Origin of the sequence: Halomonas sp. M4R1S46, from assembly GCF_025725685.1 — a bacterium.
In the GTDB taxonomy this organism is placed as follows: Bacteria; Pseudomonadota; Gammaproteobacteria; order Pseudomonadales; family Halomonadaceae; genus Halomonas.
Map to the genome: position 1 here is coordinate 2,616,901 of NZ_CP107008.1, position 21,348 is coordinate 2,638,248.

Consider the following 21,348-nt stretch of genomic DNA (forward strand, 5'->3'; position numbering starts at 1 on the left):
GGCAACTCAAGGCCAGCTTCGGCTGGCCAGCCACGATGCATGACGAAGACTTGACCGCGATCAAGAGCCCTGCCTCAAGGGTGACTATGCTGAATGCACCCCTTCTACCGCGGGAGTCCGGCATGCGCGACAAGGCGATTCCTCTCCTCCTGGCCGGCGGCCTGGTGGGCCTGGGACTGGCCTGGCTCACCCAGGGAAGCGGGGTGATCCACGACGACCCGGCCCGCAACCTCTATATCCCCGACCAGCTGACCATGCCGCTGCAGGTCAAGGTGGCCCATGACGGGGAACGCATCTGGTTCCGCTATCGCTGGCCGACCGAGCGGCCGCATGTCTATCACGACATGCTGCGCTACACGGAGGGCGAGTGGGTCCGCCATGGGGCCTCTACCGTCGGCCCCCAGCCGGAAGGCACCTACGAGGACCGGGTCACCATGCTGGTCGACGACGGCTCCGTGCCCGACTTCGGACGCTACGGCGGCTACATCACCGTGGGCGACCGCATGCGTTTCTTCAGCGACGAGGCCCCTGCCGAGGCCGTGGCCGCCCATCCCTACCTGGGCGAGACCCTCGGCCAGACCGACGTGCGCAAGCACCTGCCCGAGACGCGTCGCGACGTCGCCGAGTGGGACAGCGTCGTCGACGAGCCTCAGCTGGCGGCCCAGCAGGCGAGCGGCTACTTCCTCGATCTCTGGCACTGGCGGGCGGGCCGCTCCAATGCGGTGGGCTTGTCGGACGACCAGTGGGTCGGTGAGCATCGCCACAGCGACGCCGGCCGGGGGCCCTACACCACCAACTGGGACGCCGAGAACGCCCGGCCCCAGTGGATGTTCGACCCCGAGACCACCGGCCGTCATGCCCTCCGCTGGGAGGATGTCACCGCCGAGCGCGTCGACTTCGACGGTCTCTACTACCTCGCCGAGTCCTTCGCCGTGCCCTTCGATCCCGACCACGACTGGCAGGAGGGGGACGTCATCCCCCGCCGGCTGCTGCGTGAGGGCGAGGGTTCCCGGGGCGACATCCGGGTCGCCGGGAACGCGCGCTGGTCGGACGGCTACTGGGACGTGACGCTGGTCCGCGACCTCGACACCGGCCAGCCGGACGACAAGGCCTTCATCGCGCAGGGGCGCTATGATCTGGCCTTCGCCGTGCACCGCAACGCCACGGGCAGCCGCTGGCACTACGTGTCCCTCCCCTACTCTCTGGGTCTGGAGCGCGAGGCCGACATCCTCGCCTCGCCGGTAGCGGAGGGCACGCCGGACTGGTCCCAGCCGTGGTTCGACCTGACGCTCTACTATCCCGGCCAGGTCGACTGGCCGCTGTTGATCGGCGAGGCCCACGCCGGCGCCGAAGACATCGCGGCGGGGCTCCCGGTGCGAGCCCACCACGACGAGCGCCAGTTGGCCCACTATGGGGTGGAGATGGAGTTCCAGGACACCATCCAGCGCCAGTGGGCCCTGACCCTGGTCGCCGGCCTGCTGTTGCTGGCCGGCCTGTTCATCGGCCTGCTGCCCGCCTTCAGACGCCGTTACCCGGGAGGCACACCATGACCGGCATGCACCATATGCTCGCCCACTTTCCCGTCGCCTTCTGGGCGCTGGCCAGCCTGATGATCCTGGTCGGCGTGCTGGCCAGGGGACGGGCCGCCGACCTCTGCCGGGCCGCCCTGCTGCCGGTGCTGGGCCTCGGGGTGCTGGGGGCACTGGCCACCATGCTCAGTGGCTATGGCGTCTGGTCCCTCGAGGCCCTCTTGCACAGCCCACTGACGCGCAACCACCTGCTGATGGCCTTCTGGTCCCTGGCGGTCTATCTCATGCTGCTCGTGCTGGTGTGGGTCGGCGGCCGTGATGCCTTCAGCGGCCTGCGCGGCCTGGCACTGGTGGTGCTCGGACTGCTGGGCGCCTGGCTGTTCGCGCTGACCGGCACCCTGGGCGGTCACCTGGCCGGGGCCCCGACCTTCTTTTCCGCCCTGCCTCGCCTGCTGGGGTGGGAGCTCTATACCACCTTCTATGCGCCGACCTGGGTGCTCGGGGTGATGGTGCTACTGGCGATCGCCGCCGCCGTCCTGGGGTTTCGTCGAATGAAGCGGGCACACCGTTAGGACAGTGCTTCGATTTCGATGGCACTCGCCGACCGGCGGTCCTTCATCGTCGAGGAGCCCGAGCGGGTACAGCGACAGGTGAGGGAGATCGGGGTTGGGAGACATGGCCAAGCAGCAGAAGCAGGAGGACGGCGCCCCTTCCCGCTTATCCCGAGCCTCGAAGCGGCGCATCCTGCTGGGCGTTGCGCTGCTCGCCGCCTTCCTTGCCTCCGCTCTAGTGCTGTGGCGCACCGGGACGCTGGATACCCTGCTGACCGGCGACACCCTCGAGCAGGCGGTGACACGAGTTGGCCCACTGGGGCCGGCCCTGGTCATCGGCCTGATGACCCTTGCCATCGTCATGAGTCCGATCCCCAGTGCACCGATCGCGCTTGCCGCCGGCGCGGCCTATGGCCATGCCTGGGGAACGCTCTATGTCGCCATCGGCTCCGGAACCGGCGCGCTGATCGCCTTTTGCATTGCTCGCCTGCTGGGCTATGACGCCCTGAGGGCCTGGTTGGGCGTGCGCCCGGCCCCGGGCCCGCTGCAGCGCTTCATCGGCTCCCAGAATGCGCTGATGGCCGCCGTTTTCGCCACCCGTCTCATGCCGTTCATCTCGTTCGATGTCATCAGCTACGCGGCGGGGCTCTCGCCCCTCAAAGCCTGGCGCTTTGCCGTGGCGACGCTGCTGGGGGTGCTCCCGGCGAGCTTCCTGCTGGCACACTTCGGCGACGAGCTCGCCTCCGACGATCTGCGCCGAGCGGGCCTCACCGTGCTCGCGCTCGGCACCATCACCCTGCTTCCGCTGGCCTGGAAAGCACTGCCCGTGCGCGTGCGAGCGACCATCGGGCGCTGGCTACACTGGGAGTAACCGGGAACCTCCCACCTAGCCCCATTGGGGGCTGTCTATCATGGGAGATGAGGACGCCGGCGCCGTGCATGGCTCACCGACATGTCCATGTCGCCCCACACAGGCTCCGCCCATTCAGCCTCGGCTCGGCTTCGTTGCTCGAGCGAGTACCGGGCGCCCCGGAAGGCGGGATTTGCATGATGTCGATCAAGGTTTGGTGCCATCCGCCCCCTTGATGCTCCCCCTTGCTTGACCCTCGGGTAACACAAGGGTTTTAGGCTGAAAGCGAGTCAGCGGTCGGCGATCCACAGCCGCCCTCTGAACGACACCCTCGTCGGTTCACTCCTATCGGGACAGGCCAGGAGGTCGACGCCATGCAGGGAAGTGATGGAGACGATGCCATGACGCAACACCAGCAGGACCACTGTCACCAGCATGCTTCACAAGGTGCGCTGACCGAGGAGAGTGCAGCGGGGACCCGAGGGGCGGCGAGTCAGCAGGCCGGTGGCCGATACACCTGCCCCATGCACCCGGAGGTCGTGCGCGACGAACCCGGCGATTGCCCCAAGTGCGGCATGGCTCTGGAACCCATGGCGCCCCAGGCACCGGCGCCCAGGACGGAATGGACCTGTCCCATGCACCCGGAGATCGTCCGTGACGAACCCGGCGAGTGTCCCAAGTGCGGCATGGCCCTGGAACCGCGCCAGGTGACGGCCGAGGAGGAGCAGAACCCCGAGCTGGTCGACATGACCCGGCGCTTCTGGGTCGGCGTGGTCCTCACCGTCCCGGTGGTCATCCTGGCCATGGGCGGCATGATCCCCGGCGTGAACATGGACGCCCTGGTGCCCCACGGCATCCGCGTCTGGCTCGAGCTCGCCCTGGCCACGCCGGTGGTGCTGTGGAGCGGCTGGCCCTTCTTCGTACGCGGCTACCGTTCGGTGATCGGCTGGAACCTCAACATGTTCACCCTGATCGGCCTGGGGGTGGGCGTCGCCTACCTGTACAGCGTGATCGCCACGCTGTTCCCGCAGCTCTTCCCGCCCTCCTTCCGCCATGAAAGCGGCCAGGTGGGGGTCTACTTCGAGGCCGCCGCGGTCATCGTCACCCTGGTGCTGGTGGGCCAGGTCATGGAACTGCGCGCACGCAGCCAGACCAATGCCGCCATCAAGGCGCTGCTGGGCCTGGCGCCCAAGACCGCGCGTCGCCTCGGAGACGACGGCAATGAAGAGGACGTGCCGCTGGAACGGGTCCAGATCGGCGACCACCTACGGGTGCGCCCCGGCGAGAAGGTCCCGGTGGACGGCGTCGTCGTCGAGGGCAACTCCTCCGTGGACGAGTCGATGATCACCGGCGAACCCATCCCCGTCGAAAAGGTTCAGGGCGAGAGCGTCATCGGCGCCACCGTCAACGGCACCGGCTCGCTGGTGATCGAGGCCCAACGGGTGGGTAGCGACACCCTGCTGTCGCAGATCGTGCAGATGGTGGCCGAGGCCAGTCGCAGCCGGGCGCCGATCCAGAACCTGGTGGACGTGGTGGCCGGCGTCTTCGTGCCCACCGTGGTGCTCGCGGCGCTTGCCACCTTCATCGTCTGGGGAGTCTGGGGCCCCGAGCCGGCGATGGCCTATGCGCTGATCAACGCCGTGGCGGTGCTGATCATCGCCTGTCCCTGTGCCCTGGGCCTGGCCACGCCCATGTCGATCATGGTGGCCAGCGGCAAGGGCGCCTCGCTGGGCGTGCTGTTCAAGAACGCCGAGGCCATCCAGACGTTGCGCCGGGTCGATACCCTGATCGTCGACAAGACCGGCACCCTCACCGAGGGCCGCCCCCGGCTGCAGGACGTGGTGGCCGCCGAGGGCTTCGAGGAAGACCAGGTGCTGCGCCTGGCCGCCACCCTGGAACGCGGCAGCGAGCATCCCCTGGCGGCGGCCATCGTCCAGGGTGCCGAGGAGCGCGGCGTCTCCCCCGAGCGCTACACCGACTTCGAGTCGGTCACCGGCAAGGGCGTCAAGGGGCGCGTGGGCGAGCAGGCGGTGGCACTGGGCAACCGCGCCCTGATGGAGGCCGAAGGGATCGAGGCCGAGGCACTGGCCGAGCGCGCCGAGGCCCTGCGGGCCGAGGGCAAGACGGCCATGTTCGTGGCCGTCGACGGCCGCCCCGCCGGACTCGTGGCGGTGGCCGATCCGGTCAAGGAGACCACCCCCGAGGCGATCCGCAGCCTGCACGAGGACGGCATCCGTATCGTGATGCTCACCGGCGACAGCCAGACCACCGCCCAGGCGGTCGCCAGACGCCTGGGCATCGACGAGGTCATCGCCGAGGTGCTGCCGGAGCAAAAGGCGGACAAGGTCAAGGCACTGCAGGCCGAGGGGCGCTTCGTCGCCATGGCCGGCGACGGCATCAACGATGCCCCGGCCCTGGCCCAGGCCCAGGTCGGCATCGCCATGGGCACCGGCACCGACGTGGCCATGGAGAGCGCCGGGGTGACCCTGGTCAAGGGCGACCTGCGCGGCATCCTGCGCGCCCGCCGGCTCAGCCGCGCCACCATGCGCAACATCAAGCAGAACCTGGTCTTCGCCTTCGGCTACAACAGCCTGGGCGTGCCGATCGCCGCCGGCGTGCTCTACCCGGCCTTCGGGGTACTGCTGTCGCCGATCATCGCCGCCGCGGCCATGTCGTTCAGCTCGGTCTCGGTGGTGGGCAATGCCCTGCGGCTGCGCCGAGTGAGGATCTGACTTGGCATGACGAAAGGAGTTGGCTGGACTGACGGCCGAGCAAGGACACTTTCTGGCTGATGGTGGCGATCGCCCTGGCGGTAATGGACTTCCTGCTCTGGGAGGAGCACAGGGCGCACCTGCTCGGCACCCTGCCCTGGCTGGTCGTGCTCGCCTGCCCGCTCATGCACCTGTTCAGGCACGGCGGGCATGGAGGCCACAGGGGGCCTGGCAAGCCGGGAGGCGATCCGATTGACTGACGTGTTCCCGGCCATTGACATGGGGCACCTGGCGTCACCCGACTCGGCGCCTGCCATCGCCCCCGGCGAGAGCCGCGAGAGGCAAGGGCAGCATGGATTGCGACTGTTCAACGTGTTGCTTGTACGGCTGACTGCCGATCAGGATCGCGTGCCTTACCGATCTGAGCCATCGCGAGGTGAGGCAGGAATGGCCGGTTGGCCCTGCTAGCCTAATGGTCGGGACAACTTCACCGCGAGCGAGCAGTGCCTCGAGCTTTAGACCGCTCCCAGGATGGTTCCCAAATCCGTCCCCAACGGCCAGAAACGAAGAAGGGGAATCAACCTAGATGGTTGATTCCCCTTCAAGATTCTATGGCGGAGGGGGAGGGATTCGAACCCTCGAAGCCTTTCGACTTACACACTTTCCAGGCGTGCTCCTTCGACCACTCGGACACCCCTCCGCATTGTCATTCCCGAGGCTCTGGCGCGTGGCCTTTTGCTCAAGAACGGGGCGCATACTATCGCCTTAAGTCCGCGAATGCAAGCCGGTTTTCGGCTTTTTCACCATCTCGTCTGGTGAAGGCACTGTCGCGGGAAGTGCCCTCACCCGGCCGGCAGCACGGCATAGTTGCCGCGGGCCTCGAGGCAGAGGGTGTCACCACACCACAGTTGCTGCACGAGGACGATGCGTCCCTTTCCACGACGCTCCAGGCGTTCGGCGAGGCGAGCGGTACCGTCCTCGGCCTCCGGCATGCAGACCATGCGGTAGTCGCCCGTCACCGGCGCCAGGAAGCGCTGGCCGGCCTCGGCCACCACCACGTCCCGATCATAGCCGTGTCGACGCAGCCAGAGCGTGGTCCAGCACCAGCCGAGCAGGGTGGTCTGGGCGGTGAGTGCCCCGCCGAAGCCGGTGCCCTTGTCGTTGAGGCTGGGCACCAGCGCCAGCCGCCATTCGAGCGTATCGCCGTCGCGGCGCATCGCCTCGATGCCCAGATGCTCGACCATGGGGATGGCCTCGCCGAGCCAGGCGAGGAAGGCCGCCGGCTCGTCTGGCTCGCCCACCGGCGGCAGCGGCAGCCGCGGGTGGGGAATGCCGATCTCGCGCATGCTCAGTCCCAGCGTTCCACGAAGTCGTCGATGTCGTGCTCGGGCAGCGGCCGGTGACGTCCCCCCAACTGCCCCAGGTAGAGGAAGGCCACCAGCTCGTCCTCCTCGCCGAGACCGAGCCCCTTGCGCACGGTCGGGTCGAAGGCGTACTTGCCGGTGCGCCACATGGCACCAAGGCCCTGGGCATGGGCCGCGAGCAGGATGCCATGGGCGGCACAGCCGGCGGAGATCACCTGCTCCACCCGGGGCACCTTGGGCTCGTCCGCGGCCACCTTGGCGATCACGGCGATGATCATCGGCGCCCGCTTGGGCTTCTTGCGCGCCGCGTCGAGCACGGCGTCCTCGGCATGCGGGTCCTCGCGGAACTCGGCCTCGGCGAACAGCTCGCCGAGGCGGTCGAGTCCCTCGCCGGAAAACTCGATGAAGCGCCACGGCCGCAGTTCCTTGTGATCCGGCGCCCGCAGGGCGGCGCGGTACATCGCCTCCCGCTGCTCGGACGTCGGCGCCGGGCCCATCAGCTTGCCCATGGAGCTGCGTTCATGCAGCAGCGTCATCGCATCCATTGTGGTCTCCTTGCGAGGTTCAAACGAGAACAATTCTCGTCACTCTACCAAGTCCCTGGGTCACTGTCGTGCCAGACGCAGCGCCGAGGGCGGCCGTTCACCCAGCGTGGCCCGCCAGGGGCTGATGTCGAGCCCACCTCGGCGCACGTAGCGTGCCAGCACCAGCAGCCGTTCGGGACGGGCCCGGGCCATCAGGTCCATGAAGATATGCTCGACGCAGTGCTCGTGGAAGTCCTGGTGCTGGCGATAGCCGATCAGGTAGCGCAGCAGGCCGTCACGGTCCAGGCGCGGCCCGCGATAGCGGATCAGCACGCTGCCCCAGTCGGGCTGGCCGGTCACCGGACAGTTGGACTTGAGCAGGTGCGAATACAGGGTCTCCTCGACGATCTCCTCGCCCACCCTGAGATGCTCGGCACTGGGCGTGTAGTCGCTGACCTCGATGTCACGGTCATCGATGCACTCGCCAGGCAACCGTCGTGGCGCTAGCGCCTCGTCGTCCACGCCGAACAGCTCGACGCCGACGGCCGACCCCGCGGCCTGGGCCAGGTCCCGTTCCAGGGTCGCCTGCACCTCTTCCTGGGAGGCGAAGCGAGTCTGGTTGAAGCCGTTGAGGTAGAGCTTCCAGGACTTGGACTCGATCAGCCGCGGGGAGTCGGCCGGCAGCCGGAAACGCGCTACGGCGACGATGGGCTTGCCCCGGGCATTGAGCCAGGAGACCTCGAAGGCATGCCATTCGTCCTCGCCCACGAAGGGCAAGATCCCCTCCTCGATGCCCAGCGGCGCTCGGTTGGCGGCGCGGGGGATGGGGTATAGCAACCCCGCATCGTAGCGCTCGGGATAGGCCGAGGCCTGCCCCAGGGGGGCATGGGCGAGGGTCTCGGGACGATGGTGTGTCATGGCTTAACTCCTGATGCCCTTGCCGTTCTCGAGCATCCACAGGGCAATGCCGAACAATACCACGATGAACGCCAGGATGGCGGCCAGCGCCCAGCCCACCGGGATGTCGGAGACGCCCAGGAAGCCGTAGCGGAAGACGTTGACCATGTAGAGGATAGGGTTGAGCATCGAGACGCCCTGCCAGAAGGCCGGCAGCAGCGAGATCGAGTAGAAGACCCCGCCCAGGTAGGTCAGCGGTGTCAGCACGAAGGTCGGCACGATGGAGATGTCGTCGAACTTCTTGCCGAGCAGGGCATTGATGAAGCCGCCGATGGCGAACAGCGCCGCGGTCAGCACCACCACGCCGACGGTGAGCAGCGGATGGGCCATCTCCAGGCGGGTGAAGAACAGCGACACGACGGTGACGATCACCCCCACCCCAAGCCCACGGGCCATGCCACCGAGCACGAAGCCGGAGAGGATCACCCAGTTGGGCATCGGCGAGACCATCATCTCCTCCACGCTGCGCTGGAACTTGTTGGAGAAGAAGCTGGAGGCCACGTTGGAGTAGCTGTTGGTGATCACCGACATCATGATCAGCCCCGGGACGATGAAGTCCATGTAGCTGTAGCCGTCCATCTCGCCGATGCGCGAGCCGATCAGGTTGCCGAAGATGATGAAGTACATGGTCATGGTGATCGACGGCGGCAGCAGGGTCTGCGGCCAGATCCGCGTGAAGCGCTTGATCTCCTTGACCACCAGGGTCCAGAGCGCGATAGCGATCTGCATGGGATTCATGCGCGCGCCTCCCGATCCTCGTCCAGGGCACCCTGACCGCCTTCCACCATGGAGACGAACATCTCCTCGAGACGGTTGGCGCGGTTGCGCATCGACATCACCTCGATGCCCTGCTCGCCCAGGCTCTCGAAGACGGCGTTGAGTCGCTGGCCACGATGGATCACCACCGCCAGTTGGGCATCGTCGACCTGGCGGACCTCGAATCCCGCCACCTCGGGGGGCGCCTGGACCGGATGCGCCAGGTCGAGCAGGAAGGTCTCGGTATCCAGCTCGGCGAGCAGCTCGCGCACGCTGGTGTTACGGATGATCTTGCCGTGATTGATGATGCCGACGTGCCGGCACAGGCTCTCGGCTTCCTCGAGGTAGTGGGTGGTGAGGATGATGGTGGTGCCCTCCTCGCGGTTGATGCGGCGCATGTACTCCCACATGCTGCGGCGGAGTTCGATGTCGACCCCGGCGGTGGGCTCGTCGAGGATCAGCAGTTTCGGGCGGTGGATCAGCGCCCGGGCGATCATCAGGCGGCGCTTCATGCCGCCGGAGAGCATCCGCGCGCTGCCGTTGCGCTTGTCCCACAGGCCCAGGTCGCGGAGCAGCTGCTCGGCCCGCGGCAGCGCCTCGCGGCGCGACATGCCGTAGTAGCCGGCCTGGGCCATGACGATGTCGATGACCTTCTCGAACTGGTTGAAGTTGAACTCCTGGGGCACCACGCCGAGGTGATACTTGGCGCGGGCGAAGTCGGTGTCGATGTCGATGCCGAAGATCGTGACCTTGCCGGCGGTCTTCTGCACCAGGGAGCAGACCACGCCGAGGGTGGTCGACTTTCCCGCCCCATTGGGCCCCAGCAGGGCGTAGAAGTCGCCTTGGGCAACATCGAGATCGATCCCCTTGAGGGCGTGGAAGCCATTGCCATAGACCTTGGTCAGGCCACGAATGGACAGCGCCGGTTCGGCCATGAGCGATCCTGTGGAAGCTGGGTGAATGTCGTCGAAGCCCCACAACATGAGGGCATATCGTCATGGGTTCAAGTTATCGGCCCGCGCGAACGCTTTGACAGGGCCGGGCGACTGGCCGATATCTCCCCGGATCCGCGAGGACGTGGAGGCGATGTCGGTCACCGACACCATCATGGCCGCCAGCATGCTGGCCTGGGGGCTGCTGATCGCCCTGGTCTGGGCCTTCTGAGCCCTTCCCACGAAAAGGGAGATGTCCACGTCCCGCCGGCATGGCTGCGAGAGGCTTCTCGAGAAGGGGCGTGATGGCGGCTGGCAGGAGACACGAGATCGACCGGGTGGCACTCCACCGGGCTGGCGCACCAGCTCGTGACTCGAGTCTTGGCCACCAAGGGTACATCAGAACGACAGAATGGAGCGGGAAACGAGATTCGATTGGACCGGCACACCGGCTCGTGACTCGAGTCTTGGCCACCAAGGGTACATCAGAACAACAGAATGGAGCGGGAAACGAGATTCGAACTCGCGACCCTCGCCTTGGCAAGGCGATGCTCTACCACTGAGCTATTCCCGCTCTACAGGAAGGAAGGCGATGCGAAGTGGCGTCCCATAGGGGGTTCGAACCCCTGTTCCCGCCGTGAAAGGGCGGTGTCCTAGGCCACTAGACGAATGGGACGCATTGGAGCGGGAAACGAGATCGACCGGGCTGGCGCTCCAGCTCGCGACCCTCGCAGGTCCTTGACTCCTAACCAGCCTACCCGAAGGAAGGTTGGAGCGGGAAACGAGATTCGAACTCGCGACCCTCGCCTTGGCAAGGCGATGCTCTACCACTGAGCTATTCCCGCAGGTCTCGCATTGTCAAACCACCGGAAGGTGGCGTCCCATAGGGGGTTCGAACCCCTGTTCCCGCCGTGAAAGGGCGGTGTCCTGGACCACTAGACGAATGGGACGTATTGGAGCGGCAACGTGATTCGACTGGGCTGGCACTCCAGCGGACTGGTGTACTAGCTCGCGACCCTCGCAGGCCCTTGACTCCTAACCAGCCTCCCCGAAGGGAGGTTGGAGCGGGAAACGAGATTCGAACTCGCGACCCTCGCCTTGGCAAGGCGATGCTCTACCACTGAGCTATTCCCGCACTCCGGTATCTTGATGAGTCGAGTGGCGTCCCATAGGGGGTTCGAACCCCTGTTCCCGCCGTGAAAGGGCGGTGTCCTGGACCACTAGACGAATGGGACGCAGTTGCTCGCCTCGTCGAGATGGCGCGCATATTACGCATCGCCCCTGAAGGTGTCAAGCCCACCCCTTCCAGAGGGAGGCACCGGCCGTAGAGCGTTGGCGAACCGGGGTGGAAAAAATGCCCACCCTGGATGTCACAATAGGGTGCAGGCTCCACCGCGACGAGGAGACAGGCCATGCGAAGGAAGATCGAGAAGAGCGACGCCGAGTGGCGCGAGCAACTCACCCCCGAGCAATATCACGTGACCCGGGAGAAAGGCACCGAGCGGCCCTTCTCGGGTGACTACCAGGTCACCGAGGAACACGGCATCTATCACTGCGTGTGTTGTCATGCACCGCTGTTCGAGAACGAGCACAAGTTCGATGCCGGCTGCGGCTGGCCGAGTTTCGACCGCCCCCTCTCCTCGGGCTGCGTCGAGCAACAGCCCGACGACAGCCATGGCATGCAGCGTACCGAGGTCATCTGTGCCCGCTGCAATGCCCACCTCGGCCACGTCTTCCCCGACGGGCCACAGGACACCACCGGCCAGCGCTACTGCATCAATTCGGTGGCCATCGATTTCCACGCCGGCGAGTAGACGCCGCACCCTGCCCTGAGACGGCCGGCCATCTGCTATGATGGTCGGCCGTTTCACATGGCAAGCAGGAGAGGCCCGATGCTCGGCTGGTACCCGGGACACATGAACAAGGCGCGCCGCCAGATCCTCGAGGCGCTGCCGGAGATCGACGTGGTGATCGAGGTGCTCGATGCCCGCCTGCCCTACTCCAGCGCCAACCCCATGCTGGCGAGCCTCACGCGCCACAAGCCGGTGCTCAAGATCCTCTCCCGAGCCGACCTGGCCGATCCCGAGCGCACCCGGGAATGGACCGCCCATTTCGATGCCCAGCCCGATACCCGGGCCCTGGCGGTGACCACCACCAACGCCCGGGACCTCAAGCGCATTCCCCGGCTGTGCCATGAGCTGGCCGGCCAGGTGCGTGCCGACCGGGATGTGCGGGTGATGGTCATGGGCATTCCCAACGTGGGCAAGTCCACGCTGATCAACGGCCTGGCCGGGCGCACCATCGCCAAGACCGGCAACGAGCCGGCCGTTACCAAGCGCCAGCAGAAGGTACGCATCGCCGGCCAGGTGGCCCTGATCGACACCCCCGGGGTGCTGTGGCCGAAGATCGAGGACCAGGCCAGTGCCTACCGCCTGGCCGCCAGCGGCGCCATTCGCGACACCGCCATCGACTATGTGGACGTGGCGGTGGTGGCCGCCGCCGAGCTGGCCCGGCGCTACCCCGACGCCCTGAGCACCCGCTACAAGCTCAAGGAACTGCCGGCCTACCGGCCGAACCCCGATGCCGACCGGGTCGACGCCGACGGCGACGCCCGGCCCGACCTGCTGGCGCTGGCCGGCTTCGACGGCCACGCCATCCTGACCACCATCGCCGGCAAGCGCGGAGGCCTGCGCGCCGGCGGCGAGGTGGATCTGCACCGCGGCGCCGAGGTGCTGCTCCACGAGTTGCGCGACGGCAAGCTCGGCCGGCTCACTCTCGAGACCCCGGCCGACATCCCGGCCGAGGACGCCACCGAGGACAGCGGCGACACCGCCGCCGACCGTTAGCCCCACCCCGATACCCGCCGCCCAAGCGGCACCTGGACACCACTGGACCCGACCCATGGATACAGCCCCCCTCAGGAAATCGCACAAGCTCGACAATGTCTGCTACGACATCCGCGGCCCGGTGCTCGACCACGCCAAGCGGCTGGAAGAGGAAGGCCAGCGCATCCTCAAGCTGAATATCGGCAATCCTGCGCCATTCGGCTTCGAGGCACCGGAGGAGATCCTCCAGGACGTGATGCGCAACCTGCCCACCGCCCAGGGTTACTGCGACTCCAAGGGGCTGTATTCGGCGCGCAAGGCGATCATGCAGGAATGCCAGCGCAAGGCGATCCCCGGCGTCGGCATCGAGGACATCTTCATCGGCAACGGTGTCTCCGAGCTGATCGTGATGGCCATGCAGGCGCTGCTCAACGATGGTGACGAGGTGCTGATCCCGGCGCCGGACTACCCGCTGTGGACCGCCGCGGCCAACCTGTCCGGCGGGCGAGCCGTGCACTACCTGTGCGACGAGCAGGCCGACTGGGCCCCGGACCTGGCCGACATCCGCGAGAAGGTCACCGGCCACACCCGGGCCATCGTCATCATCAACCCCAACAACCCCACCGGTGCCGTCTATCCGCCGGAAGTGGTCCGCGAGCTGCTCGCTATCGCCCGCGAACACAACCTGGTGGTGTTCTCCGACGAGATCTACGACAAGATCCTCTACGACGGCACCGAACATGTGGCCACCGGCTCGCTGGCCGCCGAGGATCAGCTGGTGGTGACCATGAACGGGCTGTCCAAGAGCTACCGCTGCGCCGGTTTCCGCAGTGGCTGGATGACCTTCTCGGGCGACATCGCCAAGCAGCGGGCGGAGGACTTCCTGCAGGGCATCAACATGCTGGCCTCGATGCGCCTGTGCGCCAACGTGCCGGCCCAGCATGCCATCCAGACCGCACTGGGCGGCTATCAGTCGATCAACGACCTGATCCTGCCCGGCGGCCGACTGCTGGCGCAGCGCGACATCACCTACGACAAGCTCAACGCCATTCCCGGCGTGTCCTGCGTCAAGCCCAAGGGGGCGCTCTACGCCTTCCCGCGGCTCGACCCCAAGGTGTTCAATATCGAGGATGACCAGCAACTGGTGCTGGATCTGCTGCTCCAGGAGAAGATCCTGCTGGTCCAGGGCACCGCCTTCAACTGGCCGGACCCGGACCATGTACGCATCGTCACCCTGCCCTGGGCCGACCAGCTCGAGGATGCCCTGGATCGGTTCGCCCGTTTCCTGTCACGCTATCGCTAATAGATGACGTCACGCTTGAAACCCGGCGCAAAAGGCCGTATCTAAGCATCTGCTTCTTCACGCCGCACCTCGCCGGTGCGGCCACTACGCGACAACCCCGACGGGAGACCTCCGGCAATGATGAGAATCCTGCTCTTCCTGGGCACCAACCTGGCGGTGATCCTGGTGGCCAGCATCACCCTGCGCCTGCTCGGCGTGGAGCCCTACCTCACCGCACAAGGGATCAACTTCAATGCCCTGCTGATCTTCTGCTTCATCTTCGGCATGGCCGGCTCGATGGTGTCGCTGTTCATCTCCAAGTGGATGGCCAAGCGCACCACCGGCACGGTGATCATCGAGCAGCCGTCCAACAACAGCGAGAAGTGGCTGCTGGATACCGTGGCCGAACTGGCCCGGGATGCCGGCATCAAGACGCCGGAGGTCGGCATCTTCCCCGCCCAGCAATCCAACGCCTTCGCCACCGGCTGGAACAAGGACGACGCCCTGGTGGCCGTCTCCGCCGGCCTGCTCAACCGCATGCGCCCGGAGGAGATCCGTGCGGTGCTGGCCCACGAGATCGGCCACGTGGCCAACGGCGACATGGTCACCCTGGCCCTGATCCAGGGGGTGCTCAACACCTTCGTGATGTTCTTCGCCCGGGTGGTGGCCCAGCTGGTGGACAGCTTCCTGCGCCGGGACGACAGCGAGGGCCTGGGCTTCTTCGGCTATTTCGCGGTGGTGATCGTCGCCGAGATCGTCTTCGGCCTGATCGCCTCGGCCATCGTCGCCTGGTTCTCGCGCTTCCGCGAGTACCGCGCCGATGCCGCCGGCGCCCGGCTCGCCGGCAGCGGCGCCATGATCAATGCCCTGGCGCGGCTCAAGGCCGAGACCCAGATGCCCGACCAGATGCCGGACACCCTGCGGGCCATGGCCATCACCAAGGGCCAGACGCGTTCCCTGATGGAGAAACTCTTCGCCAGCCACCCCCCACTGGACGAGCGCATCCGCGCCCTCAAGGAAGCGGCCTACCGGCAGTAAGCTGCGGGCTGCGGGCTGCGGGCTGCGGGCTGCGGGCTGCGGGCTGCGGGCTGCGGGCTGCGGGCGATGCTAGTGTTGCTCGTAGCTCGTAGCTCGCAACTTGCCCCTCACACCTCACACCTCCACCGCCACCCGGAAGCCGGCGGCCCGCAGCGGCTCGGCCAGGACGTCGGCACCCGGGCGCAGGGTCACCGCCAGGGTCGCGAACTCCCGGCGCAGCGGGTAGCTCGCCCGACAGGCATCGAAGCCCTTGGCCACTCCCTGGCGGCGGCTCTCGCGGATCAGGCTGTCGTGATCCCGGCGCACGTCATAGACGGCGCGCATGCATAGCCGCAGGGCGTCCTCGACCTCGAGGCCGGCGTCGAGGATGAGACTCGACACGGGCGGCGGTGGCGCCAGCGTCTCGAAGGTCAGGCGGGTCGGCAGACCCAGGCGATGGGCCAGTGCCTGGTAGATGCGATGGGTGCCGCGCAGCTTGCCGTCGAGGCTGTAACCGGCGACATGGGGCGTGGCGATCGCCGCCAGGTCCCGCAGGGCCGCGTCGATGGCGGGCTCGCCTTCCCAGACGTCCAGCACCGCGGTGATGTCGCCCTGGGCGGAGAGTCGGCCCCGCAGGGCCTGGCCGGCGAGACAGTCGCCGCGGCCGGCATTGAGCACGATGGTGCCCGGCGCCAGCTCGGCGATGCGCCGGGCATCGAGCAGGTGATGGGTGGCATGGCGCCCCTCGTGCACCAGCGGCGTGTGCAGGCACAGCACGTCGCAGGCCTCGATCAGGGTATCCAGGTCGACGAAGCCCTCGGAGCCCTCCCGCTCGGCCCGCGGCGGGTCGCAGGCCAGGCAGTCGATACCCAGCAACTGGAGGCGCCCCAGCAACCGCCCGCCGACGTTGCCCACCCCGACGATACCCACGCGTCGTTCGAGGAGCCGGAAGCCCTGGCGCTCGGCCAGGGTGGCCAGGCTCGCCAGCACATAGTCTACCACCGCCTCGGCATTGCAGCCCGGGGCGCTGGCGAAGGCGATGCCCCGCTCGGCCAGGGCCGCCGGGTCGACATGGTCGGTGCCGATCGTGCAGGTCCCCACGAAGCGCAACCGCGATCCGGCCACCAGGGCCTCGTCGACCCGGGTGATGGAGCGCACCACCAGGGCATCGGCCTCGCGGACCGTGGCGGCATCGATCTCGCGACCCGGGAGGCGCACGACCTCGCCCAGGGGCGCGAAGCATGCCATGGCGGCCGGCACATTGGCGTCGACGACGATTCGCATGATTCTCTCCTGCCACTTGACCCGCATGGCTTGTTCAGCGGCCATGAGGGCTTACAATACCCGCCTATGTTACACGAGCAGCGCTGCCCTGCGCCGCCGCCGACACCGGGAGCCGCCGTGATCGTCCGCTGGGAAACCGACCATGACTACGTGCTGGTACATGTCCATCAGGACATGTTCGGCGACTGGATCTTCAGCCGCGCCTGGGGGCAGATCGGCACCCAGTTCGGCGGCCTGAAGCACCAGCTCGCCGACGACCACGCCCAGGCGATGATGTGGCTCGACGACGAAACCACCATCCAGGCCTCCCGGGGCTTCCGCAAGGTGCTCGAGGCCGATGACCACAGCGCCGAGGGGCGCGACGCGGTCAGCCAGCTCTCGCTGCTCGATACGCCGTAGGTCGGGTAAGCGAGCCGGTGGGCGCACCCGACAATCCATTCGAGCCGTAAACCGTCATGCTTGCTGCCTCTCACCCTACCTGCGGCAACGGTTTGCTCTTATAGCTTAAAGCTTACAACTCCCGGCGCGGCCGGGTCAGCCCAGGTAGCGGCGTCCGCCGCGCGTCTCCGCGCGCCGGGCCGCCGGGCGGTCTCCCCCGCCTTCCTGGGCGGCACGCCAGGCCGCCTCGTCCAGCCAGCCCCGGGCCGCCAGCCAGTCGGCCAGCCGTGCCGGCTCGAAGCCGCGTTCCAGCTCGCCTCCCTCGGCATCCCTCAGCACCGGGATCCGCACTCCATAGCGCGCCATCAGCGCCTCATCGTCGCTGATCTCGACCCGCTCCAGCGCGACCTCGTCGCTGGCCAGTCGCCCCAGCCAGGCCTCCAGCGCTTCGCAGAGGTGGCAGCCCAGGGTGGTGTAGAGCGTCAAGCGGATCATGCGCCCTCCCCCTCGTCCGCCTGACGGTGACGGATCAGGAAGCAGTGATGCCGGTCGGGGCGGCGTTTGCCGGATCGAGAGCGGATCGAAGGTCTCATGCGCCCTCCCCCTCGTCCGCCTGACGGTGACGGATCAGGAAGCAGTGATGCAGGTCCGGGCGACGGGTGAAGTCCGGATCGAAGGTCTTCGCCGAGATATCCTCCACGGCGTAGCGCGCGGCCAGATCGGCATCCAGGGTGAAGCGTCGCTGGTTGTTGGAGAACACCAGGGTCCCGCCCGGGGCCAGGCGCGCCATGGCCAGGCGCACCAGCCGGCCATGGTCGCGCTGCACGTCCAGGGTCTCGGCCATCTTCTTGGAATTGGAGAAGGTCGGCGGATCCAGGAAGATCAGGTCGAACTGGCCACCGGCGGTCTCCAGCCAATGCAGGCAATCGTCGCGCACCACCCGGTGGCGAGACGGGTCCAGGCGATTGAGGGCGAAGTTGTCCCGGGCCCAGTCGAGGTAGGTGTTGGACAGGTCGACGCTGACGCTGTCGCTGGCGCCGCCATCCCGCTCGGTGCCGAGCGCCGCCTGCACGGTGGCCGTGGCGGTATAGCAGAACAGGTTGAGGAAGCGCTTGCCGGGGGCCAGCTCGGCCAGCAGGCGACGCACCGGCCGATGGTCAAGGAAGAGCCCGGTGTCGAGGTAGTCGCGCAGGTTCACCCACAACCGCGCCCGTCCCTCGCGGACCTCGAAGCGCTCGCCGCTGGCCGCCTGTTTCTGGTACTGGGCCCGGCCACTCTGGCGCTCCCGACGCTTGATCACCACCCGCGACGGGTCGACCTCCAGCACCTCGGGGATCACCGCCAGGGCATCGAACAGCCGCTTCTGGGCCTGGCCGGCATCCACGGATTTCGGGGCGGCGTATTCCTGGACATGCACCCGATCACCGTAGACGTCGATGGCCAGGGCATACTCGGGCATGTCGGCGTCATAGAGCCGGTAACACGTCTCGCCGGAACGCTTGAGCCACTTCTTCAGCCGCTTGCGGTTCTTCGCGAGGCGGTTGGCGAACATCTGCGCGCCCTCGGAACGCGGCGCGGGGGCAGACGCCTCGAGCGCCTCGTCGCCCCCACCGGCCGCCGCGCCTTGCGGTACCTCCATCAACAGCAGCCGGGCATCCAGGGGCCCGTTCTTCAGCGAATAGTGCTTGTAGGCGCGCAGCCCCGTACGGTGGCCGAGGTCGGGGTTGGCGGTGAAGAGCGCCAGGCGCCAGCCGGGGAAGGCATGGCGCGCCCGCTCACCGAGCGCCGCATAGAGGCCGACCAGTTCCGGCAGTTCGCCGAGTCGCTCGCCATAGGGCGGGTTGGTGATCACGAGCCCCCGATCCTGCTCGCTAAGCGCCGCCGGCCGGGTCAGGTCGGTCACGCTGGCCCCTTGGAGCTCGATCAGGGCCGGGATGCCGGCGCGCATGGCGTTGGCCTTGGCCGCCGACAGCGCCGGCGGGCTCTGGTCGAAGCCGTACAGCCGGCATCGGCAGCGCTTGCGGCCGATGCTCGCCCGGGCCTCGGCCTCGCGCTTGAGTTCGTGCCACAGGCCGGCGTCGTGACCGGCCCAGCCGTGGAAGCCGAAGCGCTCGCGCTGCAAATTGGGCGCGATGTCGGCCGCGATCATCGCCGCCTCGATCAGCAGCGTCCCGGCCCCGCACAGGGGGTCCACCAGCGGCGCCCCCTGGCGGGCCAGCGCCGGCCAGCCGGCCCGCACCAGCAGCACCGCCGCCAGGTTCTCCTTGAGGGGGGCATGGCCCACGTCGCGGCGATAGCCGCGGCGATGCAGGCTGTCGCCGGAGAGGTCCACCCCCAGGGTCAGGCGCCCCCGGTGCAGGTGCGCATAGAGGCGCAGGTCGGGCCGGCGAGTGTCCACGTCGGGCCGGGCCAGCCCCTCGGCGTACAGTCGATCCACCACCCCGTCCTTGACCGTCTGGGCCCCGAAACGGGTATGGCGGATCGCCTCGGAGCGGCCGTGGAAGTCCACCGCCAGGGTCGCGCCGGGGGCCAGATGCGCCCGCCAGTCCACCGCTGCCGTGGCCACGCGCAGCTGCTCGGGAGTCTCGATTCCCTCCTCCCGGGCCAGGCACAGCACCACGCGATTGGCCAGGCGTGACCAGAGGCAGGCACGGTAGGCGCCGGCCAGGTCGGCGCGGAAATGCACCCCGGCCACGGTGGTCTTGCCGGGCTCGGCCCCCAGCGCGGCCAGCTCCTCGGCCAGCAGCAGCTCGAGCCCCTTGGGGCAGGTGGCCAGATAGGCCTGGGAATCAGGATCTCGTGAATCGCTCATGGGATGTCCATCGGCGTGGCCTCTGGCCCGCCTCGTTTATCGTGTCGACCGGGTGTACGTCTTGTTACAAATCAGCTGTCGACAGCGGTGACCGGGTTGCGCTATCTATGAGGTGGTAGCTACCTGACAACGCATGCGTTCCTGTCAATGGGTCTTTCTCACTGGCGGCGTCTTACGCCGCCTTACGGGACCCGACAACACGGGTTCGACGTTCCTCTGTGCGTCGAATTCAATCGGTACCTTAGCAAGAGGTAGTCCAATGAAACGACAGAAACGTGATCGCTTCCAGCGTGCCTATGTGCATGGGTACAAGGCAGGTCTCTCAGGTCGTTCCCGTGATGACTGTCCGAGTCAAGATATCAATCTACGCGAGTACTGGATGAGCGGTTGGCGTGAAGGTCGTGGAGATCAATGGTCCGGCATGACGGGCGTCTCCGGTATTCACAAGAACCCCATGGTGATCTGACCCCCTAGTCCGGGTGGATCGCACCTCGTCGACAGGACGTACCCTCAAGCCCATGGCTCGGCCATGGGCTTTTTAGTGCCGCTCAGACCCGGTGCCGCGCCTGAAGCGCCCGGGCGCACTCCCCCACCAGCGCCGGCCCCCGATAGATGAAGCCGGAATAGAGCTGCACCAGGTCGGCACCGGCCTCGACCTTGGCCAGCGCGGCCTGGCCGCTGTCGATGCCGCCCACCCCGATGATCGGCATGTCCGGCAGGTGACGGCGCAGCTCGCGGATCACCGTGTTGGAGGGCTCGAACACCGGCCGCCCCGAGAGGCCGCCCCGCTCGTCGGCCCCGGGCAGGCCCGCCACCGCGTCCCGGGAGATGGTGGTGTTGGTGGCGATCACCGCCTCGATGCCATTGGCCTCGAGGCTCGCCGCGACCAGGCGCACTTCCTCGGTGTCCATGTCGGGGGCGATCTTGACCGCCAGGGGCACCTGCCGACCGCTTTCGCGATCCAGCCGGCTCGCCTCCTCGCGCAACGTCCCCAGCAACTGGTCCAGGTGCTCGCCGAACTGCAGGTTGCGCAGTCCCGGGGTATTCGGCGAGGAGATGTTCACGGTGATGTAATGGGCATGGGCATGCACCTTGCGCAGGCAGAGGAGGTAGTCGTCCACCGCGCGCTCCACCGGCGTGGTCAGGTTCTTGCCGATGTTGATGCCGATCACGCCCGCATAGCGGGAGCGCCGGACCCGCTCGACCAGGTGGTCGACGCCGGCGTTGTTGAAGCCCATGCGGTTGATGATGGCCCCGGCCTCGGGCAGGCGGAACAGCCGTGGCCGGGGGTTGCCGTCCTGGGGCCTGGGCGTCACGGTGCCCACCTCGACGAAGCCGAAGCCCAGGCCCCCCAGGGCATCCAGGTGATCGGCGTTCTTGTCGAGTCCCGCGGCCAGGCCGACCCGATTGGGGAAGCGCAGGCCCATCAGCTCCACCGGGTCCTCGACCCGCCCCCCAGCAAGCCGCCCCGACAGCCCGAGGCGTTCGGCCAGGTCCAGCGCCGAGAGCGCGACCGAATGGGCCTTCTCGGCGTCGAGGCGGAACAGCAGCGAGCGGGCAAGCGAATACATGACAT

Annotated in this window: 21 protein-coding genes and 7 tRNA genes; 12 read left to right on the forward strand and 16 right to left on the reverse strand. The window is 67.5% G+C overall.

The window, feature by feature from the left end; translation table 11 throughout:
- The first annotated feature begins 122 nt into the window (after positions 1 to 122).
- The 5 genes from OCT48_RS12270 (at position 123) to OCT48_RS12290 (ending at position 5,901) form a co-directional block, all read left to right on the forward strand.
- Positions 123 to 1,550, forward strand: coding sequence for an ethylbenzene dehydrogenase-related protein (locus tag OCT48_RS12270; RefSeq protein WP_263589432.1), 1,428 nt, complete (start codon positions 123 to 125; stop codon positions 1,548 to 1,550).
- Positions 1,547 to 2,101 (forward strand): hypothetical protein, encoded by a 555-nt coding sequence (locus tag OCT48_RS12275; RefSeq protein ID WP_263589433.1) that lies wholly within the window; start codon positions 1,547 to 1,549, stop codon positions 2,099 to 2,101. Before OCT48_RS12270 ends, OCT48_RS12275 begins: the two co-directional genes overlap by 4 nt.
- A gap of 103 nt (positions 2,102 to 2,204) precedes the next feature.
- On the forward strand, positions 2,205 to 2,951 hold the full coding sequence (locus tag OCT48_RS12280; RefSeq protein WP_263589434.1) for a TVP38/TMEM64 family protein: 747 nt from the start codon (positions 2,205 to 2,207) through the stop codon (positions 2,949 to 2,951).
- Between the two features lie 380 nt (positions 2,952 to 3,331).
- A complete protein-coding gene (locus OCT48_RS12285) occupies positions 3,332 to 5,662 on the forward strand; it encodes a copper-transporting P-type ATPase (RefSeq protein WP_263589435.1) in 2,331 nt (776 codons plus the stop codon).
- Positions 5,663 to 5,721: 59 nt separating this feature from the next.
- Positions 5,722 to 5,901, forward strand: coding sequence for a DUF2933 domain-containing protein (locus tag OCT48_RS12290; RefSeq protein WP_263589436.1), 180 nt, complete (start codon positions 5,722 to 5,724; stop codon positions 5,899 to 5,901).
- 352 nt (positions 5,902 to 6,253) lie between these two features.
- Here the strand turns inward: OCT48_RS12290 and OCT48_RS12295 are convergent.
- The 6 genes from OCT48_RS12295 to OCT48_RS12320 all read right to left on the reverse strand — a co-directional run bounded on the left by OCT48_RS12295 (position 6,254) and on the right by OCT48_RS12320 (position 10,177).
- Positions 6,254 to 6,341, reverse strand: a tRNA-Ser gene (locus tag OCT48_RS12295).
- Positions 6,342 to 6,483: 142 nt separating this feature from the next.
- Positions 6,484 to 6,987: a thioesterase domain-containing protein gene (locus OCT48_RS12300; RefSeq protein WP_263589437.1), complete on the reverse strand. Its 504-nt coding sequence runs from the start codon at positions 6,985 to 6,987 to the stop codon at positions 6,484 to 6,486.
- Between the two features lie 2 nt (positions 6,988 to 6,989).
- The gene (locus tag OCT48_RS12305; RefSeq protein WP_263589438.1) at positions 6,990 to 7,550 is read right to left on the reverse strand and encodes a nitroreductase family protein; all 561 of its coding nucleotides are present in this window, start codon (positions 7,548 to 7,550) and stop codon (positions 6,990 to 6,992) included.
- Positions 7,551 to 7,610: 60 nt separating this feature from the next.
- Positions 7,611 to 8,447, reverse strand: a complete 837-nt coding sequence (gene queF / locus OCT48_RS12310; RefSeq protein WP_263589439.1) for an NADPH-dependent 7-cyano-7-deazaguanine reductase QueF — start codon at positions 8,445 to 8,447, stop codon at positions 7,611 to 7,613.
- Positions 8,448 to 8,450: 3 nt separating this feature from the next.
- Positions 8,451 to 9,224, reverse strand: coding sequence for an ABC transporter permease (locus OCT48_RS12315; RefSeq protein ID WP_263589440.1), 774 nt, complete (start codon positions 9,222 to 9,224; stop codon positions 8,451 to 8,453).
- Entirely contained in the window at positions 9,221 to 10,177 is a 957-nt protein-coding gene (locus OCT48_RS12320; protein ID WP_263589441.1) for an ABC transporter ATP-binding protein, read from the reverse strand. Before OCT48_RS12320 ends, OCT48_RS12315 begins: the two co-directional genes overlap by 4 nt.
- 94 nt (positions 10,178 to 10,271) lie before the next feature.
- On the opposite strand from OCT48_RS12320, the gene OCT48_RS12325 reads away from it, so the two are divergent.
- Complete coding sequence (locus tag OCT48_RS12325; protein ID WP_263589442.1) at positions 10,272 to 10,406, forward strand: hypothetical protein; 135 nt, start codon at positions 10,272 to 10,274, stop codon at positions 10,404 to 10,406.
- 267 nt (positions 10,407 to 10,673) lie between these two features.
- On the opposite strand, the gene OCT48_RS12330 is transcribed toward OCT48_RS12325, so the two are convergent.
- The 6 genes from OCT48_RS12330 to OCT48_RS12355 form a co-directional block, all read right to left on the reverse strand.
- Positions 10,674 to 10,748 (reverse strand) — tRNA-Gly (locus OCT48_RS12330).
- 26 nt (positions 10,749 to 10,774) lie between these two features.
- Positions 10,775 to 10,850 (reverse strand) — tRNA-Glu (locus tag OCT48_RS12335).
- 94 nt (positions 10,851 to 10,944) lie between these two features.
- Positions 10,945 to 11,019, reverse strand: a tRNA-Gly gene (locus OCT48_RS12340).
- 29 nt (positions 11,020 to 11,048) lie between these two features.
- Positions 11,049 to 11,124 (reverse strand) — tRNA-Glu (locus OCT48_RS12345).
- A 110-nt stretch (positions 11,125 to 11,234) separates the two neighbouring features.
- Positions 11,235 to 11,309: transfer RNA gene (locus tag OCT48_RS12350), tRNA-Gly, on the reverse strand.
- A gap of 24 nt (positions 11,310 to 11,333) precedes the next feature.
- Positions 11,334 to 11,409 (reverse strand) — tRNA-Glu (locus OCT48_RS12355).
- 177 nt (positions 11,410 to 11,586) lie between these two features.
- On the opposite strand from OCT48_RS12355, the gene msrB reads away from it, so the two are divergent.
- From msrB to htpX, 4 genes are all read left to right on the forward strand, one after another.
- Positions 11,587 to 11,988: a peptide-methionine (R)-S-oxide reductase MsrB gene (gene msrB, locus OCT48_RS12360; protein ID WP_263589443.1), complete on the forward strand. Its 402-nt coding sequence runs from the start codon at positions 11,587 to 11,589 to the stop codon at positions 11,986 to 11,988.
- A 78-nt stretch (positions 11,989 to 12,066) separates the two neighbouring features.
- Positions 12,067 to 13,020: a ribosome biogenesis GTPase YlqF gene (ylqF, locus tag OCT48_RS12365; RefSeq protein ID WP_263589444.1), complete on the forward strand. Its 954-nt coding sequence runs from the start codon at positions 12,067 to 12,069 to the stop codon at positions 13,018 to 13,020.
- A 55-nt stretch (positions 13,021 to 13,075) separates the two neighbouring features.
- The gene (locus OCT48_RS12370) at positions 13,076 to 14,302 is read left to right on the forward strand and encodes a pyridoxal phosphate-dependent aminotransferase (RefSeq protein WP_263589445.1); all 1,227 of its coding nucleotides are present in this window, start codon (positions 13,076 to 13,078) and stop codon (positions 14,300 to 14,302) included.
- A 117-nt stretch (positions 14,303 to 14,419) separates the two neighbouring features.
- The gene (htpX, locus tag OCT48_RS12375) at positions 14,420 to 15,319 is read left to right on the forward strand and encodes a protease HtpX (RefSeq protein ID WP_263589446.1); all 900 of its coding nucleotides are present in this window, start codon (positions 14,420 to 14,422) and stop codon (positions 15,317 to 15,319) included.
- A 114-nt stretch (positions 15,320 to 15,433) separates the two neighbouring features.
- Here htpX and pdxB read toward each other — a convergent pair whose 3' ends face one another.
- Positions 15,434 to 16,582, reverse strand: a complete 1,149-nt coding sequence (gene pdxB / locus OCT48_RS12380) for a 4-phosphoerythronate dehydrogenase PdxB (protein ID WP_263589447.1) — start codon at positions 16,580 to 16,582, stop codon at positions 15,434 to 15,436.
- Between the two features lie 117 nt (positions 16,583 to 16,699).
- Between pdxB and OCT48_RS12385 the strand changes: the two genes are divergently transcribed.
- The gene (locus OCT48_RS12385) at positions 16,700 to 16,981 is read left to right on the forward strand and encodes a hypothetical protein (protein ID WP_263589448.1); all 282 of its coding nucleotides are present in this window, start codon (positions 16,700 to 16,702) and stop codon (positions 16,979 to 16,981) included.
- Between the two features lie 135 nt (positions 16,982 to 17,116).
- Here the strand turns inward: OCT48_RS12385 and OCT48_RS12390 are convergent, their stop codons facing one another.
- Entirely contained in the window at positions 17,117 to 17,455 is a 339-nt protein-coding gene (locus OCT48_RS12390; RefSeq protein ID WP_263589449.1) for a glutaredoxin family protein, read from the reverse strand.
- 94 nt (positions 17,456 to 17,549) lie between these two features.
- Positions 17,550 to 19,772 carry a bifunctional 23S rRNA (guanine(2069)-N(7))-methyltransferase RlmK/23S rRNA (guanine(2445)-N(2))-methyltransferase RlmL gene (gene rlmKL, locus OCT48_RS12395; RefSeq protein ID WP_263589450.1) on the reverse strand — a complete coding sequence of 741 codons (2,223 nt, stop codon included), beginning with the start codon at positions 19,770 to 19,772 and terminating at the stop codon, positions 17,550 to 17,552.
- A 259-nt stretch (positions 19,773 to 20,031) separates the two neighbouring features.
- Here rlmKL and rmf point away from each other — a divergent pair, with 259 nt between their 5' ends.
- Positions 20,032 to 20,238 (forward strand): ribosome modulation factor, encoded by a 207-nt coding sequence (rmf, locus tag OCT48_RS12400; RefSeq protein WP_126486548.1) that lies wholly within the window; start codon positions 20,032 to 20,034, stop codon positions 20,236 to 20,238.
- 82 nt (positions 20,239 to 20,320) lie between these two features.
- On the opposite strand, the gene OCT48_RS12405 is transcribed toward rmf, so the two are convergent.
- Complete coding sequence (locus tag OCT48_RS12405; RefSeq protein WP_263589451.1) at positions 20,321 to 21,343, reverse strand: quinone-dependent dihydroorotate dehydrogenase; 1,023 nt, start codon at positions 21,341 to 21,343, stop codon at positions 20,321 to 20,323.
- Positions 21,344 to 21,348: the final 5 nt, after the last annotated feature.

Excerpts from the sequence above, each read along its gene's own strand:
- pdxB (WP_263589447.1), bottom strand. The coding sequence starts at position 16,582 with ATGCGAATCGTCGTCGACGCCAATGTGCCGGCCGCCATGGCATGCTTC.
- OCT48_RS12390 (WP_263589449.1), bottom strand. The coding sequence starts at position 17,455 with ATGATCCGCTTGACGCTCTACACCACCCTGGGCTGCCACCTCTGCGAA.
- OCT48_RS12315 (WP_263589440.1), bottom strand. The coding sequence starts at position 9,224 with ATGAATCCCATGCAGATCGCTATCGCGCTCTGGACCCTGGTGGTCAAG.
- OCT48_RS12405 (WP_263589451.1), bottom strand. The coding sequence starts at position 21,343 with ATGTATTCGCTTGCCCGCTCGCTGCTGTTCCGCCTCGACGCCGAGAAG.
- queF (WP_263589439.1), bottom strand. The coding sequence starts at position 8,447 with ATGACACACCATCGTCCCGAGACCCTCGCCCATGCCCCCCTGGGGCAG.
- OCT48_RS12270 (WP_263589432.1), top strand. The coding sequence starts at position 123 with ATGCGCGACAAGGCGATTCCTCTCCTCCTGGCCGGCGGCCTGGTGGGC.
- ylqF (WP_263589444.1), top strand. The coding sequence starts at position 12,067 with ATGCTCGGCTGGTACCCGGGACACATGAACAAGGCGCGCCGCCAGATC.
- OCT48_RS12285 (WP_263589435.1), top strand. The coding sequence starts at position 3,332 with ATGACGCAACACCAGCAGGACCACTGTCACCAGCATGCTTCACAAGGT.
- OCT48_RS12300 (WP_263589437.1), bottom strand. The coding sequence starts at position 6,987 with ATGCGCGAGATCGGCATTCCCCACCCGCGGCTGCCGCTGCCGCCGGTG.
- OCT48_RS12305 (WP_263589438.1), bottom strand. The coding sequence starts at position 7,550 with ATGGATGCGATGACGCTGCTGCATGAACGCAGCTCCATGGGCAAGCTG.
- rmf (WP_126486548.1), top strand. The coding sequence starts at position 20,032 with ATGAAACGACAGAAACGTGATCGCTTCCAGCGTGCCTATGTGCATGGG.
- htpX (WP_263589446.1), top strand. The coding sequence starts at position 14,420 with ATGATGAGAATCCTGCTCTTCCTGGGCACCAACCTGGCGGTGATCCTG.
- OCT48_RS12290 (WP_263589436.1), top strand. The coding sequence starts at position 5,722 with ATGGTGGCGATCGCCCTGGCGGTAATGGACTTCCTGCTCTGGGAGGAG.
- OCT48_RS12280 (WP_263589434.1), top strand. The coding sequence starts at position 2,205 with ATGGCCAAGCAGCAGAAGCAGGAGGACGGCGCCCCTTCCCGCTTATCC.
- rlmKL (WP_263589450.1), bottom strand. The coding sequence starts at position 19,772 with ATGAGCGATTCACGAGATCCTGATTCCCAGGCCTATCTGGCCACCTGC.
- OCT48_RS12275 (WP_263589433.1), top strand. The coding sequence starts at position 1,547 with ATGACCGGCATGCACCATATGCTCGCCCACTTTCCCGTCGCCTTCTGG.
- msrB (WP_263589443.1), top strand. The coding sequence starts at position 11,587 with ATGCGAAGGAAGATCGAGAAGAGCGACGCCGAGTGGCGCGAGCAACTC.
- OCT48_RS12370 (WP_263589445.1), top strand. The coding sequence starts at position 13,076 with ATGGATACAGCCCCCCTCAGGAAATCGCACAAGCTCGACAATGTCTGC.
- OCT48_RS12320 (WP_263589441.1), bottom strand. The coding sequence starts at position 10,177 with ATGGCCGAACCGGCGCTGTCCATTCGTGGCCTGACCAAGGTCTATGGC.